This is a genomic window from Micromonospora sp. NPDC047738 (assembly GCF_040642675.1).
In the GTDB taxonomy this organism is placed as follows: Bacteria; Actinomycetota; Actinomycetes; order Mycobacteriales; family Micromonosporaceae; genus Micromonospora.
In genome coordinates this window covers 97,144-109,496 of record NZ_JBEYSO010000011.1, presented here as the reverse complement: position 1 = coordinate 109,496, position 12,353 = coordinate 97,144, and the positions used below count along the sequence as shown (strand labels likewise).

The window sequence follows — 12,353 nt, the reverse complement described above, 5'->3', positions numbered from 1 at the left end:
CCGGATTCGGGCCCGGGATGACACCGCGTGACCTTACGAACCCGCGTGAAAGAGGCGATCAGCGGCCGTGTCGACCCAGCAGACTTCGCAGGAGAACCCACTGGCGGGTTTCGGCCCGAATGAGTGGATCGTCGAGGAGATGTACCAGCGCTACCTCTCCGACCCCTCGAGCGTGGACTCGGCCTGGCACGACTTCTTCGCCGACTACAAGCCGGCCCCCGGCGCCGCCACTGCGCGCCCCGACGGCCAGGCCAAGCCGGCCGCGACGCCGGAACCCGCCGAGCAGCAGGAGGCGGTGGCCACGGTGACCCAGCGGCCGGCCGCCGAGCGGCCCGCCGCGAAGCCGGCCGCCGCGGCCAAGGCCGCCCCGGCCCCCGCCAAGCCTGCCGCCGCCAAGCCCGCGCCGGCCGCCAAGGCCGCCCCGGCCAAGCCGGCCGCCAAGGCCCCGACCGTGAGCGCCGCCGGCACCACCCCGCTGCGCGGGGTGGCCGCCAAGATCGTGCAGAACATGGACGCCTCGCTGGCCGTGCCGACCGCCACCAGCGTGCGCGCGGTCCCGGCGAAGCTGCTGGTCGACAACCGCATCGTGATCAACAACCACCTGGCCCGCGGCCGCGGCGGCAAGGTGAGCTTCACCCACCTGATCGGGTACGCGCTGGTCCGGGCGCTGATCGAGCACCCGGAGATGAACAACTCCTACGCCGAGGTCGACGGCAAGCCGGCGATGGTCCGACCGGAGCACGTCAACCTCGGCATCGCCATCGACCTGGCCAAGCCGGACGGCTCCCGCAACCTGGTGGTGCCCTCCATCAAGGCCTGCGAGCAGATGGACTTCCGTCAGTTCTGGCAGGCGTACGAGGACGTGGTCCGGCGCGCCCGCCGCAACGAGCTGACCATGGAGGACTACGCCGGCACGACCATCTCGCTGACCAACCCGGGCGGCATCGGCACGGTCCACTCGATCCCGCGCCTGATGCAGGGGCAGAGCGCCATCATCGGCGTCGGCGCCATGGAATACCCGGCGCCCTACCAGGGCATGAGCGAGGCGACCCTGGCCGAGCTGGCGGTCAGCAAGATCATCACGCTGACCAGCACCTATGACCACCGGATCATCCAGGGCGCCCAGTCCGGCGAGTTCCTCAAGGTGATGCACGAGCTGCTGCTCGGCGAGCTCGGCTTCTACGACGAGATCTTCACCTCGCTGCGCATCCCGTACGAGCCGGTGCGCTGGGTGCGGGACGTGGCCGTCGACAGCGAGGGCCAGATCAACAAGACCGCGCGGGTGCACGAGCTGATCCACGCGTACCGGGTGCGCGGCCACCTGATGGCCGACACCGACCCGCTGGAGTTCAAGATCCGCAAGCACCCGGACCTGGACGTCCTCCAGCACGGGCTGACCCTGTGGGACCTCGACCGGGTGTTCCCGGTCAACGGGTTCGCCGGCAAGCAGCGGATGAAGCTGCGCTCGATCCTCGGCGTGCTGCGCGACTCGTACTGCCGCCGGCTCGGCATCGAGTACATGCACATCCAGGACCCGGAGGAGCGGCGCTGGCTCCAGGAGCGGGTCGAGCGCAAGTACGAGAAGCCGACCCCGGACGAGCAGAAGCACGTGCTCAACCGGCTCAACGCGGCCGAGGCGTTCGAGACCTTCCTGCAGACCAAGTACGTCGGCCAGAAGCGCTTCTCGCTGGAGGGCGGCGAGTCGCTGATCCCGCTCCTCGGCGAGGTGCTGGAGTGCTCCGCCGAGGCCGGGCTGGACGAGGTCGTCATCGGCATGGCCCACCGCGGCCGGCTCAACGTGCTGGCCAACATCGTCGGCAAGCCGTACGAGAAGATCTTCTCCGAGTTCGAGGGGCACCTCGACCCGCGCTCCACGCAGGGCTCGGGCGACGTGAAGTACCACCTCGGCCAGAACGGCAAGTTCACCACCCCGGACGGCGGGCACGCGGTCAAGGTCTCGGTGGTGGCGAACCCGTCGCACCTGGAGGCCGTGGACCCGGTGCTGGAGGGCATCGTCCGGGCCAAGCAGGACCGGATAGACCTCAAGCTGGAGGGCTACACCGTGCTGCCGCTGGCGGTGCACGGTGACGCCGCGTTCGCCGGTCAGGGCGTCGTCGCCGAGACGCTGAACCTGTCCCAGCTGCGCGGCTACCGCACCGGCGGCACCGTGCACGTGGTGGTGAACAACCAGGTCGGCTTCACCACCGCCCCGGAATACAGCCGGTCCAGCCTCTACAGCACCGACGTGGCCCGGATGATCCAGGCGCCGATCTTCCACGTCAACGGCGACGACCCCGAGGCCGTCGTCCGGGTGGCCCGGCTCGCCTTCGAATACCGCCAGGCGTTCAACAAGGACGTCGTGATCGACATGGTCTGCTACCGCCGGCGCGGGCACAACGAGGGCGACGACCCGTCGATGTCCAACCCGCAGATGTACCAGATCATCGACTCGAAGCGGTCGGTCCGGAAGCTCTACACCGAGGAGCTCATCGGGCGGGGTGACATCACCGTGGAGGACGCGGAGGAACTGCTGCGCGACTACCAGGCGCAGCTGGAGCGGGTCTTCAAGGCCACCCGCGACGCCGCCACCACGCCGCGGCAGCTCAGTCGGCCGCCCCGGCTGGTGGAGCCGGAGCCGCAGGTCGAGACCGCGACCGGCGCGGCCGTCGTCAAGGCGATCGGCGAGGCGCACGTCAACCTGCCGGAGGGCTTCACCCCGCACAAGCGGATCCAGCAGCTGCTGGACCGGCGGGCCCGGATGGCGGTCGAGGGTGGCATCGACTGGGGCTTCGGCGAGATCATCGCGTTCGGCTCGCTGCTGCACGACGGGGTCACCGTCCGGCTCGCCGGGCAGGACTCGCGCCGCGGCACCTTCGTCCAGCGGCACGCCTCGATCGTCGACTCGAAGACCGGCGACGACTACCTGCCGCTGAAGTCGCTCACCGGCGACGGCGAGCGGTCCCGCTTCTTCGTGCACGACTCGCTGCTGTCCGAGTACGCCGCGATGGGCTTCGAGTACGGCTACTCGGTGGAGAACGTCAACGCGCTGGTCTGCTGGGAGGCCCAGTTCGGTGACTTCGTCAACGGCGCCCAGTCGGTGATCGACGAGTTCGTCTCCTCCGGCGAGGTGAAGTGGGGCCAGCGCTCCGCAGTGACCCTGCTGCTGCCGCACGGCCACGAGGGCCAGGGCCCGGACCACACCTCCGGCCGCCCGGAGCGGTTCCTCCAGCTGTGCGCCGAGGACAACATGCGGGTGGCCATCCCGAGCACCCCGGCGAGCTACTTCCACCTGCTGCGCCGCCAGGCCCTCTCGCCGAAGCGGAAGCCGCTCGTGGTGTTCACGCCGAAGTCGCTGCTGCGGCACAAGCTCTGCGTGTCGCCGGTGGAGGACTTCACCACGGGCACCTTCCAGCCGGTCCTGCGGGACACCGCCGCCCCGGCGCCCGAGCAGGTGAAGCGGGTGCTGCTCTGCTCGGGCAAGGTCTACTACGACCTGTTCCAGGCCCGGCAGGAGCGGGGCGTCACGGACACCGCGATCATCCGGATGGAGCAGCTCTACCCGCTGCCGGTCGAGGAGATCCGGGCCGCGCTGGCGCAGTACCCGAACGCCGAGGACTTCGCCTGGGTCCAGGAGGAGCCGGCCAACCAGGGTGCCTGGTCGTTCGTCGCGCTCAACCTGCTGGAGCACCTGGACGGCGTCCGGCTGCGCCGCATCTCCCGCCCGGCCGCCGCCGCCCCGGCGGTCGGCTCGGCGAAGATGCACGAGGTGGAGCAGGGCGCGCTGATCGAGGCGGCCCTCCCCCGCCCGTGACCTGACCGCACCGCCAGCACCGGGGCAGCGACCGTACGACGGCCGCTGCCCCGGTCGCGTGGCGACCCTTTTCTTGTGAGAGGACGGATCATGTACTTCACCGACCGCGGCATCGAGGAACTGGTCGAGCGCCGGGGCGACGAGCAGGTCAGCATGGAGTGGCTGGGCGAACGGCTGCGCGACTTCGTCGACCTGAACCCGGAGTTCGAGACCCCGATCGAGCGCTTCGCCACCTGGCTGGCCCGGCTGGACGACGAGGACGAGGACTGACCGTGACGCATTGACGGTGGGCCGTTCCCTGGCGTCCACTGGAGAGCAGCGCGCAGGGTCCGCCGAGGACCCACGCCCCGCCCGACGCCAGGGAGGCGGAGATGGATCCCGAACTCCGCAAACCGCCGCAGGACGCGGTGACCGTACGCCACCTGCGTCTCGGCATCGGATCCGTCGGCATCGCACTGCCAGTCGTGCTGGTGGTCGGTCACCTGGTCGTGGCCCGCCGGCTCACCCTGCTCGACTCGCTCAGCGCCTACTACCACACCGAGATGCGCGACGTCTTCGTCGGCTCGTTGTGCGCCGTCGGGGTGTTCCTGATCGCCTACCGGTACCGCCGGCCGGACGACGCGCTGGGCAGCGTCGCCGGGGTCCTGGCGATCGCGGTGGCGCTCTTTCCCACCACCGTGGGTGCGCCGGCCGGCACCACCAGCCACAGCGATCGAACGGTCGGCGTGGTGCACCAGATCGCCGCCGCCGGGCTCTTTCTGCTCCTCGCGGTCTTCTGTCTCTTCCTGTTCACCCGCCCGGACCGGGTCGGGGTCCCGCCGTCCCGGTCGGCCGTCCGGTTCCACCGCCTCTGCGGCGGGCTCATCCTGCTGGCGATCACGTTCGCGCTGGCGAGCACCCGACTGCCCGCGGACCTGCGGCACACGCTCAAGCCGGTGCTGTGGTGCGAGACGGTCGCCGTGTTCGCCTTCGGGGCCGCCTGGGTGGCGAAGAGCGACGCGCTGTTCCGGGCCGCGGAGTCCATCGACGAGAGCGACGTCCGCCAGGACCCCCAGCCGGCCGCGCCAACCTCGTCCTGAGCGGGAAGGGGCCGTCGGCCCCGGGCACAAGGACCCGGGCGGGGGCCACCACGATCTTGTAGCGTGAGGTCGTGGCACGCAGCGTGTACCTGACCAGCGTGGGCTCGGGCGGGGGCAAGTCGACCGTCGCGCTCGGGCTGGCGGAGCTGCTGTCCCGGCAGGTCGAGCGGATCGGCGCGTTCCGGCCGCTGGTCGCGGGCCAGAGCCCCGACCAGATCCTGGCCCTGCTCACCGAGCGCTACCGGGTGGAGCTGCCGATCGACGCGCTGCACGGCTCGACGTACGCCGAGGCCACCGCGCTGGTCGCGGACGGCCGGCGGGAGGAGCTGATCTCCCGGATCGTCGCCCGCTACCGTGCGGTGGAGCGGCGCTGCCCCGCAGTCGTCGTGGTGGGCAGCGACTTCGCCGACGGGGACGGCGCCGGCCCGCGCGAGCTGGCGTTCAACGCCCGGCTGGCCACCGAGTTCGGCAGCGTCGTGGTGCCCGTGGTCGACGGGTTCGGCCAGCCGCCCGAGGCGGTCGCGGCGGCGGTACGCGGGGCGTACCACGACCTGGTGGACCTGGGGGCGACCGTGCTGGCGGTGGTCGCCAACCGGGTGCCCGGGCCGATGACCCTGCCCGACCTGCCCGTCCCCGCGTACGCGATCCCGGAGGTGCCGGCCGTGTCGGCGCCGACGGTGGCCGAGGTGGCGGCGGCGCTCGGCGCCACCCTGCTCGCCGGGGACGACGCCGCGCTGGACCGCGACGTGCTCGACTACGTGGTGGGCGCGGCGCACGTGCCCATCCTGCTGGACCACCTGACCGACGGCGCGCTGGTGATCACCCCCGGCGACCGGGCCGACCTGCTGGTGGCGGCGGGCGCCGCGCACGTGGCCGGGCAGGTCTCGCTGGCCGGGCTGGTGCTCACCCTCGGCGAGCAGCCCGACCCGCGGGCGATGCGGCTGGTCGAGCGGCTGAACACCGGGCTGGCCGTGCTGTCGGTGCCCAGCGACAGCTACGCCACGGTCGAGGCGTCCAGCCGGATCGAGGGCCGGCCCAGCGTGGCCAACCCCCGCAAGGTGGAGGCGGCGCTCGGCGCCTTCGAACGCTGCGTGGACACGGTCGACCTGGCCCGACGGCTCCGGGTCAGCCGCTCCACGCGGGTCACCCCGCTGATGTTCGAGAACGACCTGATCGACCGGGCCCGGGGGCAACGCCGGCGGCTGGTGCTGCCGGAGGGCACCGAGGAGCGCATCCTGCGCGCGGCGGAGATCCTGCTGCACCGGGGCGTCGCCGACCTGACCCTGCTCGGCCGGCCGGCGGAGGTCGCCCGGCGCACCCGCGAGCTGGGCGTCGACATCGGCGGCGCGCAGGTGGTCGACCCGGTCGCCAGCGAGTGGCGGGACGAGTTCGCCGCCGAGTACGCGCGGCTCCGCACGCACCGGGGCGTCACGCCCGAGCTGGCCCAGGACATCGTGGCGCAGCCCAACTACTTCGGCACGATGATGGTGCACTCCGGGCGTGCCGACGGCATGGTCTCCGGCGCCACCCACACCACCGCGGCGACCATCCGGCCGGTCTTCGAGATCATCCGGACCGTGCCGGGCGTCTCCGTCGCCTCCAGCGTCTTCTTCATGCTGCTGGCCGACCGGGTGCTGGTGTACGGCGACTGCGCGGTCAACCCGGATCCGGACGCCATCCAGCTCGCCGACATCGCCATCTCCTCGGCCGACACGGCGGCCCGGTTCGGCATCGAGCCCCGGGTGGCGATGCTGTCGTACTCGACCGGCGACTCCGGCTTCGGGGCGGACGTGGAGAAGGTCGCGGCGGCCACCAAGCTGGTCCGGGAGCGCCGGCCGGAGCTGCTGGTCGCGGGCCCGATCCAGTACGACGCGGCCATCGACCCGCAGGTCGCGGCCACCAAGCTGCCGGACAGCCCGGTGGCGGGCCGGGCGACCGTGTTCGTCTTCCCGGACCTGAACACCGGCAACAACACGTACAAGGCGGTGCAGCGCTCGGCCGGAGCGGTGGCGGTCGGCCCGGTCATGCAGGGCCTGCGGCGGCCGGTGAACGACCTGTCCCGGGGTGCCACCGTGCCGGACATCGTCAACACCGTGGCCATCACCGCCATCCAGGCCGCCGCGTCGTCGGAGGGGGTCGCGTGACCGATCGGGTGCTGGTGCTCAACTGTGGGTCCTCGTCGGTCAAGTACCGGCTGTACGACGGCGAGGAGGTCCGGGACAAGGGCAAGATCGAGCGGGTGGGTGAGCCGGGCGGCGGGCCGCCCGACCACGCGAGCGCGGTACGGGAGATCATCGACCGGCTCGACCTCGACGGGCTGGCCGCGGTCGGGCACCGGGTGGTGCACGGCGGCCGGCGGTTCAGCGAGCCGACGCTGATCGACGACCCGGTCCTCGCCGCCATCGAGGACCTGGTGCCGCTCGCCCCGCTGCACAACCCGGTCAACCTGGCCGGCATCCGGGTGGCCCGGGAGGTGCTGCCGGACACCCCGCAGGTCGCCGTCTTCGACACCGCGTTCCACCACACGCTGCCGGACGCCGCCGCCACCTACGCGATCGACCGGGACACCGCCGAGCGGTACGGCGTCCGCCGGTACGGCTTCCACGGCACCTCGCACTCGTACGTCTCCCGGCGCACCGCCGAACTGCTGGACCGGCCCTACGCGGAGCTGAACACGATCACCCTGCACCTGGGCAACGGGGCGAGCGCCTGCGCCGTCCGGGGCGGGCGGAGCGTGGCCACCTCGATGGGCCTGTCACCGCTGGAGGGCCTGGTCATGGGTACCCGCAGCGGGGACCTCGACCCGACGGTCATCTTCCACCTGCGCCGCGAAGCGGGGATGGGTGTGGACGAGATCGACGACCTGCTCAACCACCGCAGCGGCCTGCTCGGCCTGGCCGGGGCCAACGACATGCGCGAGGTGCTGGCCCGCCGAGACGCCGGGGATCCCGCCGCCGCCCTCGCCTTCGACGTCTACTGCCGCCGGATCACCGGGTACGTCGGCGCGTACTACGCGCTGCTCGGACGGGTGGACGCGGTCACCTTCACCGCGGGGGTCGGCGAGCACGCCTCGCCGGTCCGCGCCGCCGCGCTGGCCGGGCTGGACCGGCTGGGGATCGCCGTCGAGCCGGCCCGCAACGACGGCACCGGCGACCGGGTGATCTCCCCCGACGGGGCCGAGGTCACCGTCTGCGTGATCCGGACGGACGAGGAGCGGGAGATCGCCCGGGAGACCCGGGACGTGCTCGGCTCGCGCGGCTGAGGCGGCCGGCTGGCTGCCCGTCTTTTCGCTGGCCAGGGCGCGATCGATGCGGGGATCCCGGCCGTCTCGTCGGGCGCGGAATGTCGGACGGCTGCTGCCACGATCGCCGGCGAGGGCTCAGCTGAGCGCGAGCCAGGCCACCACGGCGACCACCACCACGGCGACGCCGATGCCAGCGATCAGCGGCAGCCGGGACGGCGCCTCCGCCGCCGCTGCCGTGTCGGGCGACTCGACGAAGGCACGGAACTGCGCGGTGTTGCCGCTCGGGTCGGTGTAGTTCTCAGCCATGCGCGTGACCCTAGCGAAGCTCGTCCAGCCGGAGGCTGTTCCGCCGGGCTGGCGACCACAACACGGTCCGGCCGGTGGAGGCGCGTCGGCCAGGTGGTGACTGTGCTCGGTCCGGACGTCCGGGCCGCACCGGCCACCCGGCCGCCTACCGTGAAGTGGTGAGGGTGCAGCGGCTGGTCGCCGCGCTGGTGACGGCGCTGCTCGCGGGATGTGGTCCGGCCACCGCGACGACCCGCGGTGCGGCCGCACCCGCCATCCCAGCCGCCCCCGAGCCGACCTACCCGGTCGGCGTGCGGCAGTTCGTCGTCGACGCGGGCGGTCCCCGGCCGCTGCCGGTCACCGTCTGGTACCCGGCATCGACCGGCCCGCTGTCGACCCCCACCGCCCTGCCGCCGACCTCGACCATCCCCCCGTCGACCCGCACCGCCGCGCCTAGCGCCCCGGGGGCGGAGACCGGGCCGAGCGTACGGGCCGGGGCGCCGGTGGCCGCCGGACGGTTCCCGGTGGTGATCTACAGCCACGGGCTGCGCAGCCTTCCCGAGCTGCACGCCCCGCTGACCACCCGCTGGGCCGCCGCCGGCTTCGTGGTCGCGGCGCCGACCTTCCCGCGTACCAACCTGCGGGCGCGGGACTTCACCCGGGCGGACGTCCGCAACCAGCCCGCCGACGGCTGGCGGCTGATCCGCCACCTGGTACGCCTCGACGCCCGCCGCGGCGACCCGCTCGCCGGGCACCTCGCCGTCAACCGGATCGCCGCGGCCGGACACTCGGCGGGCGGCTTCACCACGGCCGGCATGTTCACCTCGGGGCATCCGGCCCGGCTGCGCTCCGGGATCGTGCTCGCCGGCGGCGGGCTGGCCGGCAGCTTCGCCGGTCCGGTGGCGCCGCTGCTGTTCGTGCACGGGGCCGCCGACCCGATCGTGCCCGAGTCGGTCGGCCGGGCCGCGTATGCCCGCGCGGTCGGGCCGGCCGCCTTCCTGAGCCTTCGCGGTCAGGGCCACGGCGAGTACCTGATCCCGGGAAACCCCGGCTTCCCGCAGGTCCTCGCCACCACCATCGACTTCCTCCGGTGGACCCTCTACGACGACCGGGCCGCCCTACGCCGCCTCCCCACCGATGCCCGCCTCCCTGGCGTCACCACCCTGACCAGCCGCCTCCCCGGCTGACTGGGCCGCTCGCCGGGTGGGTAAGGCCCTCGGCCCACGCCGGCTCGGCGACATCGTGGTGTCGACCGGCCCCGGCCCCCGCCACATCGCCGACCTGACGTCGAGCATGACCAGGCCGAGCGGGCGCGGGCTGAGCGGGCGCGGTCCGCCGCTGGGCGGTAGCGTCACCGCGTGGACGGGGACGGGCTGGCGGGACGGCAACTCGACGCGATCCGCGAGGTGACGGCGCTGGCCGGACGGGCCGGCATCGCGGTGTGGCTACGCGGCGGCTGGGCGATGGACTTCCACCTCGGCGTGGTGACCCGGCCGCACGTGGACGTCGACTGGTACTGCTGGCGGCACGACGCCGACGCACTGTCGGCCCTGCTCGCCGGGGCGGGCTGGCGACCCGACCCGCGGATGCCGGCCACCACCCAGCTCGACGTGGGCCGGGACGACGTCGAGCTGAGCTTCGCGTACCTGGACCGGGACGCCGAGGGCCAGGTGGTGGTCGGCGCCGGGCCGTGGGCCGGCACCCCGCTGCCCGAAGGGATGCTGGACGCCCGGCCGGGCCGCATCGGCCCGCTGGCCGCGCCGATCATCAGTGCCGCCGCGCAGATCGAGTTCAAGGAGATGTTCCCGGTCTGGATGCCCGCCCGGCCCCGCCGCGCCAAGGACGCCGCCGACCTGGCCCGCCTCCGGAGCAGCCGATCCGACGGCGGCGGGTGACGGCCAGCTCGACCAGATGCCGGCCGATCGGGCCGGATCGCGAGGCAGAATCGTCTTCATGCTCCGTCGCCGTGCCGCCCTGGTCGCCGCCGCCGTGCTCAGCGCGGGTCTGGCCGGCTGCTCCGGCGGGACCGTACTGCCCGAGCGAGCCGCACCGGCCCCGTCGCCCACGGCGACCACGCCGGCGCCGCGGGCACCCACCGGGCACGCCCCCACCGAGAGCTTCGCCGTCGGCGTACGCCAGCTCAAGCTGAACCGCGACGGCGACCGCGCCCTGCCGGTGACCGTCTGGTACCCGGCCCGGGGCGCGGCCGGCGGCGCGCCCGAGCGCTCGGCCGCGGCGGCGGCCGGGCGGTTTCCGGTGGTGATGTTCAGCCACGGGCTGGGTGCCCGGCCGGAGGACTACCAGCTGCTGCTTGGCCGCTGGGCGGCGGCCGGGTTCGTGGTGGCCGCGCCGCGGTTCCCGCACACCGGGGCGGGCGGCGACGGCAACGTGCTCGACGTGCTCAACCAGCCGGCCGACGTGTCGTACGCGCTGACCCAGGTGCTCGCCCTCGACGCGAAGGCGGACGACCCGCTGCACGGCCGGCTGGACACCGAACGGGTGGCCGCGGCGGGGCACAGCGCGGGCGGGGTGACCACGATCGGGCTGTTCACGGCGGGCCGGGACGACCGGCTCGACGCGGGCATCGTCTTCGCCGGTACGGCGCTCGGCGTCGGCACCGCCTTCGCCGGTGCGGCCGCCCCGCAGCTGTTCGTGCACGGCGAGGCCGACGAGGTGGTGAGCTACGCCTCCGGCAAGGCCGCCTACGACGCGGTGCCCTGGCCGAAGGCGCTGCTCAGCCTGCCGAAAGGCGACCATGGCCGAGCTCTGCTCACCGACGGCGCGGCGCTGCGGGTGGTCGCCGACACCACCGTCGAGTTCCTGCGCTGGACGCTCTACGGCGACGCGGCGGCGAAGCAGCGCCTCCCCGCCGACGCCACCCGCGGCGGCCTCGCCACCCTCGACGACCACCTCTGACGCATCCGCGCCGCGCCCCGTCAGGCGGTGTGGTCGATGACCACCTTGCCGAAGACGTCGCCGGAGGCGAGACGGGCGAAGCCGTCCTCGATCCGGCTGAACGGCACCACGCAGTCGACCACCGGTCGCACCTCGTGCTCGGCGCAGAACGACAGCAGTTCGGTGAGCTCGTCCGGGGTGCCCATCGAGGTGCCGAGGATCTCCAACTGCATGGCGAAGACCCGGCGCAGGTTGACCTTGGGCTCGTGCCCGGCGGTGGCGCCGGAGACCACGATCCGGGCCATCGGCGCGGCGGACTTCAGCGAGTGGTCGAAGGTGGCCGCGCCGACCGTCTCGATCACCACGTCGACCCGCTCGGGCAGCCGGGCGCCGGGCTCCAGCGCGGTCGCCCCCAGCTCGGTGATCCGTTCCCGCTTGGCGGCGTCGCGGCTGGTCGCGTACACCCGCTTGCCGAGCGCGACGCCGAGTGCGACGGCCGCGCTGGCCACCCCGCCGCCGGCCCCCTGGACCAGCACCGACTCGCCCTCGTCGACCCGCCCCTTGGTGGTGAGCATCCGCCACGCGGTGAGCCAGGCCGTGGGCAGGCAGGCCGCGTCGGTCGCCGACAGGCCCACCGGCAGCGCCAGCAGGTTCATCCGGGGTACGGCCACCCGCTCGGCGAACGTGCCGGGGAAGTGCTCGGAGAGGATGGAGACCCCGCGCGGGTCACCCGGGGTGGGCACCACCGGGTAGATGACCACCTCGTTGCCGTCCGGGTCGGTGCCGACCGCGTCGCAGCCCAGGATCATCGGGAGCTGGTCACCGCTGAGGCCCACCCCGCGCAGGGACCAGAGGTCGTGATGGTTGAGCGAGCTGGCCCGTACCTGCACGGTGACCCAGTCCGGCTCGGGTCGGGTCGGCTCGGGACGGTCGCCGACGGTGAGCGCGGCGAGCGGGCTGTCGGCGTCGAAGGCCGAGGCATAGGCGGCACGCATGATCGGCACGGTAACAAGCTGAGCGCCCGTTAAGAAGGGGCCCT

The 12,353-nt window shown here is 73.3% G+C and carries 10 protein-coding genes; 8 read left to right on the top strand and 2 right to left on the bottom strand.

The features are described 5' to 3' along the window. The first annotated feature begins 67 nt into the window (after positions 1-67). The 5 genes from ABZ783_RS19475 (at position 68) to ABZ783_RS19455 (ending at position 8,152) form a co-directional block, all read left to right on the top strand. Positions 68-3,811: a multifunctional oxoglutarate decarboxylase/oxoglutarate dehydrogenase thiamine pyrophosphate-binding subunit/dihydrolipoyllysine-residue succinyltransferase subunit gene (locus ABZ783_RS19475; protein ID WP_357439956.1), complete on the top strand. Its 3,744-nt coding sequence runs from the start codon at positions 68-70 to the stop codon at positions 3,809-3,811. Positions 3,812-3,901: 90 nt separating this feature from the next. Further along, on the top strand, positions 3,902-4,081 hold the full coding sequence (locus ABZ783_RS19470) for a DUF6104 family protein (protein WP_357440187.1): 180 nt from the start codon (positions 3,902-3,904) through the stop codon (positions 4,079-4,081). 101 nt (positions 4,082-4,182) lie between these two features. Beyond that, positions 4,183-4,890, top strand: coding sequence for a DUF998 domain-containing protein (locus ABZ783_RS19465; protein WP_357439954.1), 708 nt, complete (start codon positions 4,183-4,185; stop codon positions 4,888-4,890). Positions 4,891-4,961: 71 nt separating this feature from the next. Continuing rightward, positions 4,962-7,034, top strand: coding sequence for a phosphate acetyltransferase (pta, locus tag ABZ783_RS19460; protein WP_357439951.1), 2,073 nt, complete (start codon positions 4,962-4,964; stop codon positions 7,032-7,034). Next, entirely contained in the window at positions 7,031-8,152 is a 1,122-nt protein-coding gene (locus ABZ783_RS19455) for an acetate kinase (protein WP_357439948.1), read from the top strand. The genes pta and ABZ783_RS19455 overlap by 4 nt, the downstream gene beginning before the upstream one ends. Before the next feature lie 117 nt (positions 8,153-8,269). On the opposite strand, the gene ABZ783_RS19450 is transcribed toward ABZ783_RS19455, so the two are convergent. Then, entirely contained in the window at positions 8,270-8,440 is a 171-nt protein-coding gene (locus ABZ783_RS19450) for a hypothetical protein (RefSeq protein ID WP_357439946.1), read from the bottom strand. A gap of 158 nt (positions 8,441-8,598) precedes the next feature. Between ABZ783_RS19450 and ABZ783_RS19445 the strand changes: the two genes are divergently transcribed. The 3 genes from ABZ783_RS19445 (at position 8,599) to ABZ783_RS19435 (ending at position 11,335) form a co-directional block, all read left to right on the top strand. Continuing rightward, complete coding sequence (locus tag ABZ783_RS19445) at positions 8,599-9,606, top strand: alpha/beta hydrolase (protein ID WP_357439943.1); 1,008 nt, start codon at positions 8,599-8,601, stop codon at positions 9,604-9,606. A gap of 171 nt (positions 9,607-9,777) precedes the next feature. Next, positions 9,778-10,314: an aminoglycoside adenylyltransferase gene (locus ABZ783_RS19440; RefSeq protein ID WP_357439941.1), complete on the top strand. Its 537-nt coding sequence runs from the start codon at positions 9,778-9,780 to the stop codon at positions 10,312-10,314. 58 nt (positions 10,315-10,372) lie between these two features. Continuing rightward, positions 10,373-11,335: a chlorophyllase gene (locus tag ABZ783_RS19435; protein WP_357439938.1), complete on the top strand. Its 963-nt coding sequence runs from the start codon at positions 10,373-10,375 to the stop codon at positions 11,333-11,335. A 20-nt stretch (positions 11,336-11,355) separates the two neighbouring features. Here ABZ783_RS19435 and ABZ783_RS19430 read toward each other — a convergent pair whose 3' ends face one another. Then, a complete protein-coding gene (locus tag ABZ783_RS19430; RefSeq protein WP_357439936.1) occupies positions 11,356-12,318 on the bottom strand; it encodes a zinc-binding dehydrogenase in 963 nt (320 codons plus the stop codon). Positions 12,319-12,353: the final 35 nt, after the last annotated feature.